Source organism: Mesorhizobium bavaricum, assembly GCF_056781655.1.
Window position 1 is genome coordinate 4,169,674 of the sequence record NZ_CM165566.1, and the last position, 17,953, is coordinate 4,187,626.

Sequence of the window (17,953 nt, forward strand, 5' to 3'; positions counted from 1 at the left end):
GCAGACGGGCTTGGGGGAGCAGCGGTTGACGCCACACAACGAAGCAGACAAGGATGCCTACGCCGACACGGTGTTGTTGCCGGGCGACCCGCAGCGCGCCGAATGGATGGCGCAGACTTTTCTGGAAGCGCCGCGCTGCATCAATCGCCGACGCGGTGCCCTTGGCTATACCGGACTGTTTCGCGGCAAACCCGTCAGCATTCAGGCGACGGGCATCGGTGTCTCGTCGTTTCTGATCTATGTGCATGAATTGCTTGACTATTATGGCGTCCGGACGTTGATCCGCACAGGCACCTGCGGCAGCCTGACCGCCAAGGCCAAGTTGCGCGGCCTTGTCATCTCGCAATCGGCGCAGGCGGAAAGCGCTCGAAGCGGTCAGGTCTTCGGCCTCTACAAAGCCGTCGCCGGTCCGGATCCGGCACTTCTCGCATGCGCGCTGGCCAAGGCAGCCGAACTTGGCGTCGATCACTGTGCCGGCCTGACGGTCTGCAGCGATATCTTCTATCACCCGGATGGACGCGGCCGCTTTGCCGATGCGCAGGCAGAAGGAGCCCTGGCTGTGGATATGGAAACCAGCGCGCTTTATCGCATCGCCGGGCATTTCGGCGCCCGGGCGCTGTCGATCTGCACCGTGGTCGACAACATCGAGACCGGTGAACTGACCGACTACTCCGAACGCCAGGAACTGTTCGCCGATATGACCCGGCTGGCGCTCGCGGTCGCCGTGGAAGGACGCTAGGTTCACCGTTTCACGGAAACCGCCGAGCCGCTCTATCTCTTTGTCTGACGCAAATTCCCTAGGGAAAAGCGCTACTCGCTTTTCCCTAGAACACCGTTTCACACTTTTCGTGGAATTGCTCTAGGCGGCTTGCCGCTTCGGCAGCATCTGCTCATCCATGCCTGGCCGATGGCCGCGCAAATAGAGCGCGCAGGTGGTGCGCAGCATCGATGCAAAGTTCGGAATGGCACCATTGATCTCGATGGCTTCGTCATAAAGCTTCGAGATGAATTTGGGCGTCGTCAGGTTCTGGTTTTCGGCGATTTCATCAAGCAACGCCCAGAATGTCGCTTCCAGCTGGATGCTGGTCGAGTGGCCGTCAATGCGAATCGACCGGTTGATCTGGCGATAGCCTTCGGGATCCTGGCCCGCAAATACCCTGCACATCCGACAAACCTCCCATGCTTATTGGTCTTGGGCGGGCAGGCGTGCAGTCTGATACTGCTTGACCTGTCCCCGTTCGCATTGTCGGGCAAAATTGCCGGAACGGCAATCGGACTTTCGTCCCTGTCGCCGATGCCAGTCATTTCACAGTTTTGGACGTGGTAACCGGCTGCCACCACCTTTTCCCCGCTCTGCCCATAATCGGTTCCACACTAGGGCGGAGACTGATTTGGCCAAGGCGATCCATTCCATGATCCGGGTTCTCGACGAGGCCCGATCCGTCGACTTCTACAGAAATGCTTTCGGGCTCGATGTCGCCGACAGGCTGGACTTCGAGACGTTCACACTCATTTACCTCAGCAATGCCGAAACGGGGTTCGAGCTCGAACTGACCGTGAACAAGGGCCGGACCGAGCCTTACGGGCTCGGCGATGGATACGGCCACCTCGCGGTCTCGATCGCCGACCTCGACAGCGAACATGACCGCCTCGGCGCGCTCGGCCTCAATCCGAAGAAGATCGTCGAGTTCAACAGCGACGGGTCGCTGATCGCCCGCTTCTTCTTCATCGAGGATCCGGACGGCTACAAGATCGAGGTTCTGCAACGCGCAGGCCGCTTCCAATAGGAGACGGTGCAGCCGCACCGGCGGGTGCGGCGCCAGCAACGGCGCTCTCAAGCCATGTCGTTTTGGGATAACGACATGCAAAAACAAGAACTTGAGGCTCGTCAATTGTGACTCGCTTCAAGAGGGCGAATAGCAAGCAGGGAGGAATACATGGTCACGATCTATGACGGGAAGCCTGGACTTTCACGTCGCGAGCTTCTCAGACGCGGTGGGATCGGCGCGTTGCTCGTCATCTCCGGCAGTGCGGTCATCAGCCCCGAACACGCCTGGGGGCTCGAGACATCGGCGCTCAAGCCCGAAACGATGGCGACGCTGATTCAGTTGGCGCGCGACATCTATCCGCACGATCAGGTTCCCGACAAATATTACGCCATCGCCGTGAAAGGCCATGACGAACAGGCCGGCAAGGACGCCGCCTACAAGACGATGATCGAAGACGGCATCGCTGACCTCGACAAGAAGTCGGGGGACAGTGGCTACCGGGGCCTTGGCTGGGAGGACCAGCGTGTCGCGGTGCTGAAGCAGATCGAGGCGACGCCGTTCTTCCAGGCCATCCGTGGTGGCCTCGTCGTCAGCCTCTACAACCAGAAAGAGGTCTGGCCGATCTTCGGTTACGAGGGCGAGTCCTTTTCCAAGGGCGGCTACATCGCGCGCGGTTTCAACGACATCGAGTGGCTCTGAGCCCGTCGTCCCGACACCCGCAAACAGAAAATCATGGGAGGAAACCATGGCTGCAGCATTTGATCTGAACAACGACGGTGTGGTCGTCATCATCGGCTCGGGCGCCGGCGGCGGCACGCTCGGCAACGAACTTGCCCAGAAGGGGGTCGACGTCGTCATCCTGGAAGCCGGCGCGCGTCACGAATATGAGGACTTCATCAACGACGAGTGGGATTCGTTCACCCAACTCGCCTGGAAGGACAAGCGCACCACCTCCGGCGACTGGCGTGTGGCCAAGGATTTTCCGAATCTGCCGGCCTGGATCGTCAAGTCGGTCGGCGGTTCGACGACCCACTGGGCGGGAGCGTCGCTGCGTTTCCAGGAACACGAGTTCAAGACGCTTTCGACCTACGGCAAACTGGAAGGCGCCAATCTCCTCGACTGGCCGATCACGCTGGCCGAGATGGAGCCCTACTATGCCAAGGCCGAAGCCAAGATGGGCGTCACCGGCACCAATGACTGGCCGAGATTGCCGGGCAACAACAATTTCAAGGTGTTGAAGGCCGGCGCCGACAAGCTCGGCTACAAGGAATGCCACACCGGCAACATGGCCATCAACTCGGTCGAGCGCGACGACCGCATGTCCTGCCAGCAAACCGGCTTCTGCTTCCAGGGCTGCAAATGGGGCGCCAAATGGTCGACGCTCTACACCGAGATCCCCAAGGGTGAGGCGACAGGCCATCTCGAGGTCAGGCCGAACGCCATGGCGATCAAGATCAACCACGATGCCTCGGGCAAGGTGACCGGCGTCGTCTACGCCGACAAGGACGGCAAGCTGCAGGAACAGAAGGCCCGCATCGTCGCCGTCGCCGGCAACTCGATCGAAAGCCCGCGGCTGCTGCTCAATTCGGCATCTGGCAAATTCCCCGACGGCCTTGCCAACTCGTCGGGGCAGGTGGGCAAGAACTACATGCGGCACACCACGGGCTCGGTCTATGCCATCTTCGACAAGCCCGTGCACATGTATCGCGGCACCACCATGGCCGGCATCATCCGCGACGAGGCGCGCCATGATCCGTCACGCGGTTTTGTCGGTGGCTACGAGTTCGAGACGCTGTCGCTGGGCCTGCCGTTCATGGCGGCCTTCCTCGATCCGGGGGCCTGGGGACGTTCGTTCACCACGGCGCTGGACCACTACGACCATATGGCCGGCCTGTGGATCGTCGGCGAGGACATGCCGCGTGCGGAGAACCGCGTCACGCTGCATGCCGACATGAAGGACGAGCACGGCATGCCGATCGCCGATGTGCATTTCGACGATCATCCGAACGACAGCGCGATGCGCAACCATGCCTACAAGCAGGCCGTGGCGCTTTACGCGGCGGTCGGCGCCACGCGCACCTTCCCGACGCCGCCCTATCCGTCGACCCACAATCTCGGCACCAACCGGATGAGCGGGAAGGCGGCCGACGGCGTCGTCAACAAACACGGCCAGACGCACGACATCAAGAACCTGTTCGTGTCGGACGGCAGCCAGTTCACGACGGGTGCCGCGGAAAACCCGACCCTGACGATCGTGTCGCTGGCGATCCGCCAGGCCGACTACATCGCTACGCAAATGTCGGCCAAGACGATCTGAGCCGTCAAGACATTGCCCCGGTCAGCGGGGCGGTGCCAAGCTTCAGTCCTCCCGGACCGTCAGGCGGAACGCGTAACGCGTTCCGCTTTTTTGTGGGACCGGAATGACCAGGCGCTGTACGGCTGCCCGTCCTTGCGGCAACATCCAGATGACATGGAAAGACTGGCAGACTGCCGAGGCGGCTTCTGTTACCCCGGGATGGCCTACTGGCCGGCTCCCTTTGTGCAGGTCGAGGCGGTGAAGGCGCCGTCGGGCTGCTTCATGATGATGTCAAAGGAGGGCGCGGTTTCGCCGTCCAGCGTTGCCTGGGTCAGCGACAGCGAGTTGCCGCCGGCGGTATAGCCGCCGAGCGGCCCCAGCCAGGAGATCACGCCATTTGCATCCATTTGATAATTGTAGCCCTGCTGGGCGGTCCCGAAGGTGACCGGGCCGCTGTAGACATTTCCCTTGATGGTGATGTCGCCGAGGTTGAGAAACATGCCAAGCAGGTACACTTCGCAGTGGTAGATGCCGTCGGGCATCTTGCCGTCGCTGAAGTCGGCTCGCGCGGCACCGGTGGCTGCCGCCAGAACCAATATGCCGACAAAAATGCGTGAAATGCCTGATGCCATGACGTCGCTCTGTTGAGGGGCGAGCTTGCCCTATTTTTGCGCCGAGCCGCAACATTTGTCGTATGCGATCCTCCGGCGAAGTTCAAAAACTAGGCATTTTGCCAATTTGGGCGAAAATTAGGCAAAAGCCTTGTGCACTGCGCAAATTTCTCTCAATCAATTTTTAGCCGACCATCGTTGTTTCCATAAGGCTAATATAATAAGCGACTGATAATGTGTCGTTATTACCCTTTTATCGGCATCATCTCGGCGATTGGCATGGCGGTTGCATCGTAGTGTTGCGGTGCAATCAACCAGCTTGGAGTGTTAGGCATGAGGGGTAATTTCTCGACAATAACAAAAATGTTTTCGGCAAGCGTCGTCGCTGCCGGCCTGTTGATGTCGGCACCCGCCAGGGCGGCTGACGACACGATCAAGGTCGGCATTCTCCATTCGCTGTCGGGGACCATGGCGATTTCGGAGACGACGCTGAAGGACGCCATGCTGATGCTCATCGACGAGCAGAATGCCAAGGGCGGCCTGCTCGGCAAGAAGCTCGAAGCCGTGGTCGTCGATCCGGCTTCCAACTGGCCGCTGTTCGCCGAGAAGGCGCGCGAGCTGATCTCCAAGGACAAGGTCGCCGCGGTGTTCGGCTGCTGGACCTCGGTGTCGCGCAAATCGGTGCTGCCGGTCTTCAGCGAGCTCGACAATATCCTGTTCTACCCGGTCCAGTATGAGGGCGAGGAAAGCGAGCGGAACGTATTCTATACGGGTGCCGCGCCAAACCAGCAGGCCATTCCGGCCGTCGACTATCTGATGAGCGAAGACGGCGGTTCGGTGAAGCGCTGGGTGCTCGAAGGTACCGACTACGTCTATCCGCGCACCACCAACAAGATCCTCGAGGCCTATCTGAAGGCCAAGGGCGTCGCGGCGGAAGACATCATGGTCAACTACACGCCGTTCGGCTTCTCCGACTGGCAGACCGAAGTTTCCGCAATCAAGAAGTTCGGTTCGGCTGGTAAGAAGACTGCCGTTGTGTCGACCGTCAACGGCGACGCCAACGTGCCGTTCTACAAGGAACTCGGCAACCAGGGCATCAAGGCCGAGGACATTCCGGTCATGGCCTTCTCGGTCGGCGAGGAAGAGCTTGCCGGTCTCGACACCGCGCCACTGGTCGGCCATCTCGCCGCCTGGAACTACTTTGAAAGCGTCGATACGCCCGAGAACAAGAAGTTCATCGCCGACTGGCACAAGTTCATCAAGAACGACAAGCGCACCACCAATGACCCGATGGAAGCCCACTACATCGGCTTCAACATGTGGGTGAAGGCGGTCGAGAAAGCCGGCACCACCGATCCGGACAAGGTCATCGACGCCATGATCGGCGTTTCGGTGCCGAACTTGACCGGCGGCTATTCGACGATGATGCCGAACCATCACATCACCAAGCCGGTGCTGATCGGCGAAATCCAGGCCGACGGCCAGTTCGAGACGGTTTCGCGCACGCCAGGCCTGGTGATGGGCGACGAATGGTCCGACTACCTGCCTGACTCCAAGGACCTGATCTCCGATTGGCGCGCGCCTCTGTCGTGCGGCAACTTCAATGTCGCCACCGGCAAATGCGGCGGCAAGGGCACAAACTGATCCTCCCAGGTCTGACCAGGTCTGGACCGTAGGCCCATGACCTAAGACCGCCAGCGTCCGGACGGTTTCCTCCGCCGTCCGGACGCCCAATTCAACCTTCAAAGGTCGCCTGAAGCCGATGAACCTGTTCCGCGCGATTGGCCTGACGCTGTTGTTCCTGCTGGCGACTTTGTCGTCGTCGGGTGCTGGCGAAGCCGAGCTGCGCACCATCATCGCCAAATTCGCGACAGCCAAGGGTTTTTCGGAGACGGGGGCTGTCGTTCACGAACTGGCGGCTACAGGTGATCCGGCTGTCGAACAGCCACTTGCGGCACTCGCCGACGGCAACCTCTATATCCGCAAAGCCGATTCGCTGGTTTTCGTCGGCAAGGAAGTCGGCGATGGCGTTGAGCTGCTCGACCCGCTGAGCGGTGAAAAGTCGGCGGATGCTGCCAAGGAGGACATCACCAAGATCAAGGTCAACAACACGCTGCGCCGCGCCATCCGCGATGCGCTGGGCACGCTGACGCTCGGCGCCAGGGATCCAGCCGTGCGCATCGCCGCCGCCGACACCATGTTCAAGACACCCGACGCCGCAAACATCGGACCGCTCGATACGGCGATCGCCAGTGAGACGGTCGCGAGTGTCAAGGCCCTGCTCGAACAGGCCCGCGCCGCTTCGGTTCTTGTCTCGGATCGTCCGGATGCAGACAAGCTTGCCGCCGTCGCTCTGATCGGTGCGCGTGGCGACCGCGATGCGGTTTCGCTGCTTACCTCGGTCGAGGCGAATTCTTCAGGCGCGATCAAGGACGCGGCGACGGCGGCTATTCGTAACATCAATTCGACGCTGGCATTCTGGGATGCCGGCCAGAACATCTGGTACGGCATTTCGCTGGGATCGGTGCTGCTGCTGGCGGCGATCGGGCTTGCCATCACCTTCGGCGTCATGGGCGTCATCAACATGGCGCATGGCGAGATGGTCATGCTCGGCGCCTACACGACCTTTGTCGTACAACAGGTGATCCGGACATCCTTTCCCGGCCTGTTCGACTGGTCGCTGGTGATCGCGCTGCCGCTCGCCTTTCTCGTCGCAGCGCTTGTCGGCCTGGCCATCGAGCGCGGCGTCATCCGCTTCCTCTACGGGCGGCCGCTGGAGACATTGCTGGCGACATGGGGCGTCTCGCTGATCCTGCAGCAGGCCGTGCGCTCAATCTTCGGACCGACCAATCAGGAAGTGGGCAATCCCTCCTGGATGTCGGGCTCGTTCAATATCGGTCAGCTCGCAATCACCTGGAACCGTCTGTGGATCCTGGTTTTCGCGCTCACCGTCTTCGCCGTGCTGCTCTATGTGATGAAGCGCACGTCCTGGGGCCTGCAGATGCGCGCCGTCACCGCCAACCGGCGCATGGCCGCCTCGATGGGCATCAGGACGCCTTGGGTCGACGCGCTGACCTTCGCGCTGGGTTCGGGCATTGCCGGTATCGCGGGTGTCGCGCTCAGCCAGATCGACAATGTCTCGCCCAATCTCGGCCGCGGCTACATCATCGACAGCTTCATGGTCGTCGTCTTCGGCGGCGTCGGCAATCTGTGGGGGACGCTGGTCGGCGCCTTCTCGCTCGGCATCGTCAACAAGTTCCTCGAACCCTATGCAGGCGCCGTACTCGGCAAGATCGTCGTGCTTGTGCTGATCATCCTGTTCATCCAGAAGCGCCCGCGCGGCCTGTTCGCGCTCAAGGGCAGGGCGGTGGAAGCATGATCACCGGACGCTTCTTCACCGCGGGCGCGGACCGCCGCATCGCCATCACGATTCTCATCCTGCTGGCGGTGGCCATCATCGTGCCGCTGCTCAACCTGGCTGTGTCGCCGACCAGTGCATTCTACGTGCCGTCCTACATCGTGGCGCTGACCGGCAAGTATCTCTGCTATGCGCTGCTTGCGCTCGCGCTCGACCTTGTCTGGGGCTATTGCGGCATCCTTTCGCTCGGCCACGGCGCCTTCTTCGCGCTCGGCGGCTATGCGATGGGCATGTATCTGATGCGCCAGATCGGCTCGCGCGGCGTCTATGGCAATCCCATCCTGCCGGACTTCATGGTGTTCCTGAACTACAAGGAATTGCCCTGGTTCTGGTATGGTTTCGACCATTTCTGGTTCGCAGGTCTCATGGTGCTCACGGTGCCCGGCCTGCTTGCCTTCGTCTTCGGCTGGTTCGCCTTCCGCAGCCGTGTCACCGGCGTCTATCTCTCGATCATCACCCAGGCGATGACCTATGCGCTGCTGCTCGCCTTCTTCCGCAACGACATGGGTTTTGGCGGCAACAACGGCCTGACCGATTTCAAGGATATTCTCGGCTTCAACGTGCAGGCCGATGCAACGCGTTCGGCGCTCTTCGCCGCCAGCGCGGTGACGCTCGCGCTCGCCGTGTTCGTCACCTGGGCGATCGTCGGTTCCAAATACGGCAAGCTGTTAATGGCCGTGCGTGACGCCGAGAGCCGCACCCGCTTCCTCGGCTGGCGGGCGGAAAATGTAAAACTGTTCGCCTTCACCATCTCGGCGGTGATGGCCGGGATCGCCGGCGCCCTCTATGTACCGCAGGTCGGCATCATCAATCCCGGCGAATTCGAACCGTCCAATTCGATCGAGGTGGTGATCTGGGCGGCCGTCGGTGGGCGCGGCACCATCGTTGGCCCGATCATCGGCGCTCTGCTGGTCAATGCGGGAAAGTCCTGGTTCACCGGCGTGTTGCCGGAATTCTGGCTGTTTGCGCTCGGCGGCCTGTTCGTCGCCGTCACGCTTTTGCTGCCCAAGGGCATTGTCGGCATGTGGGATTCCTGGCGCGGCAACGCCAGGGCGTTGCGTGCGGTCTCGATTGCCGAGGAAGCCGGCACCGATCCTGATCTGCCGCCGCCGCAGAAGATCGTTCGCAGCGCGGCGACAAAGCCGGGCGACTGGTCGTCCAGCCCCGAACCACAGCCGGCGGAGTGAGGGGTCATGAGCAAGTCGCACACGATCCTCTATCTCGACGGCGTCTCGGTTTCCTTCGACGGTTTTCGCGCCATCAACAACCTGTCGCTGGTGCTCGACAAGGGCGAGATGCGCGCCATCATTGGTCCCAATGGCGCCGGCAAGACGACGATGATGGACATCGTCACCGGCAAGACTCGGCCCGACGAGGGCGAGGTGTTCTTCGACGGCCAGGTCGATCTGACCAAGCATGATGAAGCCGAGATCGCCATGATGGGCATCGGCCGCAAATTCCAGAAGCCGACCGTCTTCGAAAGCCACACGATCGAGGAAAATCTGATGCTGGCGCTGAAGGGGCCGCGCTCGATCTTCCCGGCGCTGTTCCATCGCCGCTCGGTCGCCGAAGCGCGGCAGATCGACGACATTCTCGGCATCATCCGGCTTGGTGACAAACGCGACCAACTGGCGGCGAATTTGAGCCATGGACAGAAGCAGTGGCTGGAGATCGGCATGCTTCTGGCACAGGATCCGAAGCTGCTGCTGGTCGACGAGCCGGTCGCCGGTATGACCGACGCGGAGACCGAGGAAACCGCGCGGCTGCTCAAGGAGATTGCGCGCGACCATTCGGTCATCGTCGTCGAGCACGACATGCATTTCGTGCGCGAGCTCGGCGTCAAGGTCACCTGCCTGCATGAGGGCTCGGTGCTCTCCGAAGGCACGCTCGACTTCGTGTCGGCCGACGAACGCGTCGTCGAAGTCTATCTGGGGAGATGAGCATGGTCTGGCGCGTTCAATTCCATCGCTTCGATCTGTCCTTCCTCAGGTTCTGGAGAAGGCACTGATATGCTCGAAGTTTCGAACGCCACGCTCCACTACGGCGCCGCCCAGGCATTGCGCGGCGTGTCGATGAAGGCCGGCGCCGGCAAGATCACCTGCGTGCTCGGCCGCAACGGCGTAGGCAAGACCAGTTTGATGAGATCGATCGTCGGCCATCACCGGCTGACGAGCGGAAGCGTTGCCTTCGAGGGGAAGGCGCTCGACCGGAGCGCGGCGTATGACCGCGCCCGGTCGGGCATCGCATTCGTACCGCAGGGTAGGGAGATCTTTCCGCTGCTGACGGTGCGGGAGAACCTCGAATCGGGCTTCGCGCCACTGAAGCGCGCCGACCGCAACGTGCCTGCCCACGTCTTCGAGCTGTTTCCGGTACTCAAGCAGATGCTCGGCCGTCGTGGCGGTGACCTGTCCGGCGGTCAGCAGCAGCAACTCGCCATCGGCAGGGCGCTGGTGATGCGGCCGAAGCTCTTGGTGCTCGACGAACCCACCGAAGGCATCCAGCCATCGATCATCAAGGATATCGGCCGCGCCATTCGCTATCTGCGCGACCAAGCCGGCATCGCCGTGCTTTTGGTCGAACAATATCTCGATTTCTGCCGCGAGCTTGCCGACGAGGTCAACATCATGGACCGCGGCCTGATCGTCCATACCGGCCCGGCGGAAGATCTCGACCGGGCCGATGTCCGCAAATTCCTGACCGTATAGACTCTTTGTCTTGACGCAATTCCAGACGGAAAACCGTTTCACACTTTTCCTGGAATTGCTCTAAGCGCGTCGCATCCCAACGGATTCAAAAGACGCGCCTTAGATCTGTCTTTTTTTCGCATGTCGTTGTCCCAAAACCGCTGCGAACTTTGGGCGACATGCACTAGAATCAGCACTGGACTTCAGGTGACGGTTCGAAGTCTTTCGCAAGCCCAATATTTCTCCGATCCAGTCATCCGTGTCTCTCTGGCGCGCCGGCGGCTGCGTGCTACTCTTTTTCTTGGCTTTTGTGAGTCGGCCGTTTCCGTATCAGTCTGGTTTTATCGCAGATCGAGGGACGCGGCGAAGGCCGGGCAAGTTCCACGCAAGCAAGCATTCCTAGCTTCCCTCCTGCGATCTGATTGTCGTTCAACACGTTTGGGCACACAGGCTAAGGGACAGCCATGGAACGTTACGTCGAGGACTACCAGAAACGGCGGCTTACCGAGCGCGTCGATATCATCACCGCCATCAACATATTGAGGTCCCAGGGATACGAACGCGACGAACTGATCGCGGAGATCACCAAGGTCTTCTATGTCGACCTCGATGCCTTCAACGAAATCGTCATGGCGGCATAGAAGCCGCCTTCGCCCTTTCCAACAGTCATAGACGCGAGATGATGCCCGTGGTCAGCTCGCCCGCCGGAATGCCGAGGCGGCGACGCGGTTGCGGCCGCCGCGCTTGGCGGCGTAGAGCGCCTTGTCGGCGGCGCTGAGCACCTTGTCGAAGCTGAGGCCCTCCTTGGTGCCGAAAGCAAATCCGGCACTGACCGTGCATGTCAGGGAGCCGGTCTCGGTTTCGATGCGGCACGCGGCGAAGGCAGCCCGTATGGCCTCGGCGGTGGCCTCAACCGTTTCCGGCAAGGTCCGCTTCAGCACCAGTGCGAATTCCTCGCCGCCCATACGTGCGGCGACGTCGGCCGGGCGAAGATTGCCGGCGAGTTCCCTGGCGAATACCCTCAGCACCTCGTCGCCAGCGGCGTGGCCGAATTCGTCGTTGATGGCCTTGAAGCCGTCGAGGTCGAAGACGACAACAGCGGTGAAAGCGCCGACCGGTGCATTGCCATGCATGTCGAACAGGGCGCGGCGGTTGAGCAGGCCGGTCAAGGGATCGGTCAGGGCGTTGTGGCGGTGATGCCTGGCCAGACGCCCCTGATTGAGCGCCAGTGACAGCGCTCCGATGCCGGTCATGCTGGCGATGACGATGATGAGGCTCAACTCCTCGGCCCAATTGCTTGGCGCATGCCCAAGGATCAGCTTTCCGTCCCAGGCGAGAACCATGGCGCAGAGAGCGAAGGACGTGGCCGTGGCCGAATAGAGTGCGGTGATGCCTATTGTGAGCGCTGGGGCTTCGTTGCGGCCCTTCCAGTATTCGAGCGCCGTTGCGAACAGAAGCAAGGCGGCAAACAGGTTCTCGAACATGAAGCCGAGACCGTCATAGCCAAGCGCCATGGGAGGCAGTGCAACGGCCAGCGAAATGCTGCCGCACATCGTTCTCGGGATCGGCGAACCGCCGGTCCTGAACTGGTAGGCAGCGCCCAGCATGGCCGAAAAACCAAGCAGGAGCAGGGCAAGCGTCGCGGTACCAAGCAGACGCCCGGGCATGTCGATATAGGCGTCATAGGCAAAAATGTCGCCGACCACCAACAGCAGGCTGATCGCCCATGTCAGCAGGAATTTCTCCGAGCGAGCGGTCAGCCACATCCCAAACAGTGTCAGGCCCAGGCAGGTGGCGGAAAAACCGACAGCCAGCAGAAGTGAAGTGTAGTCGAGCGACATGCCCCTCGTTCCTTGCCGGCGGCGATCCCAGCTCTGCGGCTTGGCCAGGCTGAATTCATGCAGCAAGGAGGTATCGATAAGGTTACGACGGCGCCGAAATTGCCACGATTGGTCACTTTGCTACGCTCAATTGGACACTTTGCTACGCTCAAAACGCGTATGAGACGTGCCTGGCGTGTGAAACGTCTTGTGCTGGCGCTTCTCAGTCGGCCACTCGCTTCATCAGCGCCATGGCTCCGAATGGCGCGCGCACCTTGCCCTCGGTGATGAAGTAGACGAACACGTCGCGTGGCTGGACCGGTGCGTCCGTCTTGGGGTCCGCGCGCCGCAGGTCGACCGGTTGCTTGCCCTCCGCCCAGGTCCTGGCGCGCGCGGCCCATTCGTCGAGGCCCTTGGGCGTGTAGCAGTCGGCATTGTCGTCGCTGCCAGTCTGCAGCCGCGCATAGATGAAATCGCCGGTGACGTCGGCGATATCAGGATATTTTGCATGGTCGGCATAGACGATTGCCACCTTGTATTTGCGGACCAGCGCGACGAATTCCGGCACGATGAAACTGTCGTTGCGCACCTCGACCGCGTGGCGCAGGGCAACGCCGTCCTGCTTTTCCGGCAGCAATTTCAGAAAGGCTTCGAAATCGTCCGGATCGAACTTTTTCGTCGGTGCGAACTGCCACAGGATCGGACCGAGCTTTTCACCGAGTGCGGCCACGCCGGAGCCGAGGAAACGCACCATCGATTCGCCGGCCTCGCCGAGCACGCGCCGGTTAGTGACGAAGCGGTTGCCCTTCAGCGCGTAGACGAAACCATCCGGTGCTTCGCTCGCCCATTTGACGAAGGTCGGCTCCTTAAAGCTCGAATAATAGGTGCCGTTGACCTCGATGCTCGGCACCTGCCGGCTGGCGTATTGCAGTTGCTTGGCCTTGGAGAGCTTTTCGGGATAGAAGGACGAATCCCAGGGCTCGAACGTCCAGCCGCCCATGCCGGAGCGGATTGTTCCCGATTTGCTCATAGTCATCCCTCCCAAGTTCAGAAAATCAGGCCGTCGTGATCTCAGCCACTGGCTTGGCCATGTCGACGACCGTCCATCCCGGCCGATAGGGATTGGGCCGGCGGCCCGTTTCCCGAAAACCATAGGCCGTGTAGAGCACAATGTTCCGCTCCATCCGGGCGTTGGTGTAGAGCCGCACCTCGGGCAGGCCCCACAGCCGCGTCTGTTCATCGGCGTGTCTGAGCAGGACGATGCCGAAGCCCTTGCCCTGAAATTCTGGCGCGACAGCGACGGAGAAGATCATCGCATGGTCGTCATGCCGCTCGATGACGATCAGCCCGGCTAACTTACTGTCGCTCTCCAGCAGCCAGACCTCGCCGCGTTCGACCCTCGGCGCGTAATCCTCCGTGACCGGAATCGGCGGTGCGCCGAACAGTGCGGTATAGGTCGCATAGGCGGCTTCCGTCAGCGAAGCGATTGCGGCGAGATTTTTTGGGCTGGCGGCTCTGAGGTTCATGGCACCTTTCCTGACCCCATAGCGGCACGGAGTCGAAACGACCCGATGATCCGTCGCCAAACAAATACATGTCTTCGAACGACTATCGTGCTGGCGACAACCATCGGTGGGAGGGGCCGTCGCGTGACTTGCAGATCACCAGAGGTTCCATATTTGTTGAGCCAGTTTCGGAAAGCTGTCGCAGCGATCGCCTGATCAAGAACGATGATCATCAACCAGATTTTGCTCGTGCCAACCTTTCTGCCATCCCAACGCACTATGGCTTCACGCCAATTTTTGCGCAGGTAGCCGAAAACGAGTTCTGGATCGTCTGAATAGAATCGAAAGACATCATTGGCCATGGCGTTCGGCTCTCATAGTGAGGCTTTTCCAATGCGTGCAAACACAATCAGTCCTGCGCGCATGTCCACCTCCATCAGACGATTGATGGTGTTGGCCACGCCAAAACGGCTCTGGACCGTGACGAGACCAGCTCTAGCCATCACTCCGCCGCTTCGCGCTTGCCTCCGGGGCGCCGCTCCAGCAACTCCTTGAGGAACTGGCCCGTATAGCTGCGCTTCTCGCGCACGATGGCTTCCGGTGTGCCGGAGGCGACCAGTTCGCCGCCGCCGTCGCCGCCTTCGGGGCCGAGATCGAGCACCCAGTCGGCGGTCTTGATCACCTCGAGATTGTGCTCGATGACCACCACCGTGTTGCCCTGGTCGACCAGTTCATGCAGCACTTCCAGCAGCTTGGCGACGTCGTGGAAGTGTAGGCCGGTTGTCGGCTCGTCGAGGATGTAGAGCGTCTTGCCGGTCGCCTTGCGCGACAGTTCCTTGGCCAGCTTGATGCGCTGCGCCTCGCCGCCCGACAGCGTCGTCGCCTGCTGGCCGATGTGGATGTAGCCGAGGCCGACCTGCTTCAGCGTGTCGAGCTTGTCGCGCACGCCGGGCACGGCAGCGAAGAAATCGACGCCTTCCTCGACTGTCATGTCGAGCACGTCGGCGATCGACTTGCCCTTGAACAGCACGTCGAGCGTCTCGCGGTTGTAGCGCTTGCCGTGGCAGACATCGCAGGTGACGTAGACGTCGGGCAAGAAGTGCATCTCGATCTTGATGACGCCGTCGCCCTGGCAGGCTTCGCAGCGGCCGCCCTTGACGTTGAAGGAGAAGCGGCCGGGCTGGTAACCGCGTGCCTTGGCCTCGGGGAGCCCGGCGAACCAGTCGCGGATCGGTGTGAAGGCGCCGGTGTAGGTGGCCGGGTTCGAACGCGGGGTCCTGCCGATCGGCGACTGGTCGATGTCGATGACCTTGTCGAGGAATTCGAGACCCTCGATGCGGTCGTGGTCGGCCGGATGCTCGCGCGAACCCATGATGCGGCGCGACGCCGCCTTGAACAGCGTCTCGATCAGGAAGGTCGACTTGCCGCCGCCCGACACGCCGGTTACGGCGGTGAAGGTGCCGAGCGGGATTTCGGCAGTGACGTTCTTCAGATTGTTGCCGCGCGCGCCGACGATCTTCAGCCGCCGGTTCTTCTTCGGCTCGCGCCGCACGCCGGGTGTCGCCACTTCGAGCGCGCCCGAAAGATATTTGCCGGTGATCGAATTGGGATTGGCCATCACCTGCTGTGGCGTGCCCTGGGCGATGATCTCGCCGCCATGGATGCCGGCGGCCGGACCCATGTCGACGACATAGTCGGCATGCAGGATGGCGTCTTCGTCATGCTCGACCACAATCACCGTGTTGCCGATGTCGCGCAGGTGCTTCAACGTGTCGAGCAGGCGTGCATTGTCGCGCTGATGCAGGCCGATCGACGGTTCGTCCAGCACGTAGAGCACGCCGGTGAGGCCGGAGCCGATCTGCGAGGCCAGCCGAATGCGCTGGCTCTCGCCGCCCGACAGCGTGCCGGAATTGCGCGACAGCGTCAGGTAGTCGAGCCCGACATCGTTTAGGAAGCGCAGCCGCTCGCGGATTTCCTTGAGCACGCGCACGGCGATCTCGTTCTGCTTGTCGTTGAGCGACGCCGGCAGGTCGGTGAACCACTGGTCGGCCTTGCGGATGGAAAGCTCGGTGACTTCGCCGATGTGCCTGCCCGCGATTTTCACGGCCAGCGACTCGGGCTTCAGCCGATAGCCCTTGCAGACCGGGCATGGCGTGGCCGACATGAAGCGCTCGATCTCCTCGCGCATCCAGGCGGATTCGGTCTCTTTCCAGCGGCGCTCGAGATTGGGGATGACGCCTTCAAAGGTCTTGGTCGTCTTGTAGGAGCGCAACCCGTCATCATACTGGAACGTGATCTCACGCTCGCCGGTGCCGCGCAGGATGGCTTCCTTTGCCTCTTCGGCCAGATCCTTGAATTTGTCGCCGAGCTTGAAGCCATAGGCCCTGCCCAGCGCTTCCAGCGTCTGCGCGTAGTAGGGCGAGGTCGACTTCGCCCACGGGCTGACGGCGCCGTCGCGAAGCGAGACGTTTTCGTCCGGCACGATCAAATTGCCGTCGATGGCGCGCTGGCTGCCGAGACCGTCGCAGGTCGGGCAGGCGCCAAACGGGTTGTTGAACGAGAACAGCCTTGGCTCGATCTCGGGAATGGTGAAGCCCGAGACCGGGCACGCGAATTTTTCCGAGAACAGGATGCGCTCATGCGTCTCGTTCTTCGACTTGTTGACCGAGTCCTCGCCGGTCTGGCTGGCGTCGAGCGGCTTGTCGGCGAATTCGGCGACCGCCAGCCCGTCAGCCAGTTTCAGCGCGGTCTCGATGGAGTCGGCAAGCCGGGTGGCGAGATCGCCGCGCACGACGATGCGGTCGACAACGACGTCGAGGTCATGCTTGTACTTCTTGTCCAGCGCCGGCACGTCGGCGATTTCATAGAAGACGCCGTCGACCTTGACGCGCTGAAAGCCCTTCTTCTGCAGCTCCAGCAATTCCTTGCGGTATTCGCCTTTGCGGCCGCGCACCATCGGCGCGAGGATGAACAGGCGGGTGCCTTCTTCGACCGCCAGCACACGGTCAACCATTTGGCTGACCGTCTGGCTTTCAATCGGCAGGCCGGTGGCCGGCGAATAGGGGATACCGACGCGCGCGAACAGAAGCCGCATGTAGTCGTAGATCTCGGTGACGGTGCCGACCGTCGAACGCGGGTTCTTCGAGGTCGTCTTCTGCTCGATCGAGATGGCAGGCGACAGACCGTCGATCTGGTCGACGTCCGGCTTCTGCATCATTTCGAGGAATTGCCGCGCATAGGCAGACAGGCTTTCGACGTAGCGGCGCTGGCCTTCGGCATAGATGGTGTCGAAGGCAAGTGACGATTTGCCGGAACCAGACAGGCCGGTCATGACGATCAGGCTGTCACGCGGCAGGTCGAGATCGACATTCTTCAGATTGTGTTCGCGCGCCCCGCGAATGGAAAGATATTTATGGTCGGCCATCGCCGGTCGCCGCCTCAGAATCTGGAATTGCCTGGAATGGCGGGTTTTCCCGGCCATCCCCTATGTAGGTATTATTGCCGCCACGTCGAGAGACGCCACAATTCCCGACAAAAGCGTTTAACCGTCTTTCGCGTGAACGGGCAAGCGGAAAGAACAAAGGCCGAACACGCTCCTGACAAAGCTGTGCAAGAACTGACGTGGACGTAACCTCCCTGCGATCACATTTTTCGGTAACCGGCTATTGATGGTTGACGCCACCGACTCACGGGCGCAGTCTCCGGGCGTCAAACGAAGCCGGCCGTCTTTCGATGGCCTCGCCGCCAGAGGCGGCCTGCGAGACGCCGCAGGCATTCGCGATTTGTGCTTCGGGACGACACGTCGCAACGGACAAGGGAGTGGAGCCATGACGCCACCGGATCGTCCCCT

17 protein-coding genes are annotated in these 17,953 nt (G+C 61.3%); 11 read left to right on the forward strand and 6 right to left on the reverse strand.

The features are described from left to right. Positions 1-25 precede the first annotated feature (25 nt). On the forward strand, positions 26-739 hold the full coding sequence (locus AC1RZR_RS20420; protein ID WP_481825765.1) for a purine-nucleoside phosphorylase: 714 nt from the start codon (positions 26-28) through the stop codon (positions 737-739). A gap of 120 nt (positions 740-859) precedes the next feature. Here the strand turns inward: AC1RZR_RS20420 and AC1RZR_RS20425 are convergent, their stop codons facing one another. After that, positions 860-1,165: a ribbon-helix-helix domain-containing protein gene (locus tag AC1RZR_RS20425; RefSeq protein ID WP_477277233.1), complete on the reverse strand. Its 306-nt coding sequence runs from the start codon at positions 1,163-1,165 to the stop codon at positions 860-862. Positions 1,166-1,391: 226 nt separating this feature from the next. Here AC1RZR_RS20425 and AC1RZR_RS20430 point away from each other — a divergent pair, with 226 nt between their 5' ends. The 3 genes from AC1RZR_RS20430 (at position 1,392) to AC1RZR_RS20440 (ending at position 4,086) form a co-directional block, all read left to right on the forward strand. Then, positions 1,392-1,787 carry a VOC family protein gene (locus AC1RZR_RS20430; protein WP_379104191.1) on the forward strand — a complete coding sequence of 132 codons (396 nt, stop codon included), beginning with the start codon at positions 1,392-1,394 and terminating at the stop codon, positions 1,785-1,787. A gap of 150 nt (positions 1,788-1,937) precedes the next feature. Further along, the gene (locus AC1RZR_RS20435; RefSeq protein WP_477277231.1) at positions 1,938-2,468 is read left to right on the forward strand and encodes a gluconate 2-dehydrogenase subunit 3 family protein; all 531 of its coding nucleotides are present in this window, start codon (positions 1,938-1,940) and stop codon (positions 2,466-2,468) included. 46 nt (positions 2,469-2,514) lie between these two features. Then, positions 2,515-4,086, forward strand: a complete 1,572-nt coding sequence (locus AC1RZR_RS20440) for a GMC family oxidoreductase (RefSeq protein WP_477277229.1) — start codon at positions 2,515-2,517, stop codon at positions 4,084-4,086. A gap of 203 nt (positions 4,087-4,289) precedes the next feature. On the opposite strand, the gene AC1RZR_RS20445 is transcribed toward AC1RZR_RS20440, so the two are convergent. Continuing rightward, positions 4,290-4,697 (reverse strand): hypothetical protein, encoded by a 408-nt coding sequence (locus tag AC1RZR_RS20445; protein WP_481825766.1) that lies wholly within the window; start codon positions 4,695-4,697, stop codon positions 4,290-4,292. Between the two features lie 312 nt (positions 4,698-5,009). Between AC1RZR_RS20445 and urtA the strand changes: the two genes are divergently transcribed. The 6 genes from urtA (at position 5,010) to AC1RZR_RS20475 (ending at position 11,419) form a co-directional block, all read left to right on the forward strand. Beyond that, the gene (gene urtA / locus AC1RZR_RS20450) at positions 5,010-6,320 is read left to right on the forward strand and encodes an urea ABC transporter substrate-binding protein (protein WP_184874024.1); all 1,311 of its coding nucleotides are present in this window, start codon (positions 5,010-5,012) and stop codon (positions 6,318-6,320) included. Between the two features lie 118 nt (positions 6,321-6,438). Continuing rightward, a complete protein-coding gene (urtB, locus tag AC1RZR_RS20455; RefSeq protein ID WP_481825767.1) occupies positions 6,439-8,055 on the forward strand; it encodes an urea ABC transporter permease subunit UrtB in 1,617 nt (538 codons plus the stop codon). Then, entirely contained in the window at positions 8,052-9,281 is a 1,230-nt protein-coding gene (gene urtC, locus AC1RZR_RS20460) for an urea ABC transporter permease subunit UrtC (RefSeq protein WP_481825768.1), read from the forward strand. Before urtB ends, urtC begins: the two co-directional genes overlap by 4 nt. 6 nt (positions 9,282-9,287) lie before the next feature. Then, positions 9,288-10,034 (forward strand): urea ABC transporter ATP-binding protein UrtD, encoded by a 747-nt coding sequence (urtD, locus tag AC1RZR_RS20465; RefSeq protein ID WP_481825769.1) that lies wholly within the window; start codon positions 9,288-9,290, stop codon positions 10,032-10,034. 69 nt (positions 10,035-10,103) lie between these two features. After that, positions 10,104-10,799: an urea ABC transporter ATP-binding subunit UrtE gene (gene urtE, locus AC1RZR_RS20470; RefSeq protein WP_481825770.1), complete on the forward strand. Its 696-nt coding sequence runs from the start codon at positions 10,104-10,106 to the stop codon at positions 10,797-10,799. Positions 10,800-11,242: 443 nt separating this feature from the next. Then, the gene (locus AC1RZR_RS20475; protein WP_477277219.1) at positions 11,243-11,419 is read left to right on the forward strand and encodes a hypothetical protein; all 177 of its coding nucleotides are present in this window, start codon (positions 11,243-11,245) and stop codon (positions 11,417-11,419) included. A gap of 51 nt (positions 11,420-11,470) precedes the next feature. Here AC1RZR_RS20475 and AC1RZR_RS20480 read toward each other — a convergent pair whose 3' ends face one another. From AC1RZR_RS20480 to AC1RZR_RS20490, 3 genes are all read right to left on the reverse strand, one after another. Next, complete coding sequence (locus AC1RZR_RS20480) at positions 11,471-12,619, reverse strand: GGDEF domain-containing protein (RefSeq protein WP_481829087.1); 1,149 nt, start codon at positions 12,617-12,619, stop codon at positions 11,471-11,473. Between the two features lie 202 nt (positions 12,620-12,821). Further along, positions 12,822-13,628, reverse strand: a complete 807-nt coding sequence (locus AC1RZR_RS20485; RefSeq protein WP_477277215.1) for a DUF72 domain-containing protein — start codon at positions 13,626-13,628, stop codon at positions 12,822-12,824. Positions 13,629-13,653: 25 nt separating this feature from the next. Next, entirely contained in the window at positions 13,654-14,124 is a 471-nt protein-coding gene (locus AC1RZR_RS20490) for a GNAT family N-acetyltransferase (protein WP_481825771.1), read from the reverse strand. Between the two features lie 128 nt (positions 14,125-14,252). Here AC1RZR_RS20490 and AC1RZR_RS20495 point away from each other — a divergent pair, with 128 nt between their 5' ends. Continuing rightward, positions 14,253-14,438 carry a hypothetical protein gene (locus tag AC1RZR_RS20495; RefSeq protein WP_481825772.1) on the forward strand — a complete coding sequence of 62 codons (186 nt, stop codon included), beginning with the start codon at positions 14,253-14,255 and terminating at the stop codon, positions 14,436-14,438. Positions 14,439-14,605: 167 nt separating this feature from the next. Here AC1RZR_RS20495 and uvrA read toward each other — a convergent pair whose 3' ends face one another. Continuing rightward, positions 14,606-17,527 (reverse strand): excinuclease ABC subunit UvrA, encoded by a 2,922-nt coding sequence (gene uvrA, locus AC1RZR_RS20500; RefSeq protein ID WP_481825773.1) that lies wholly within the window; start codon positions 17,525-17,527, stop codon positions 14,606-14,608. Between the last annotated feature and the right edge of the window lie 426 nt (positions 17,528-17,953).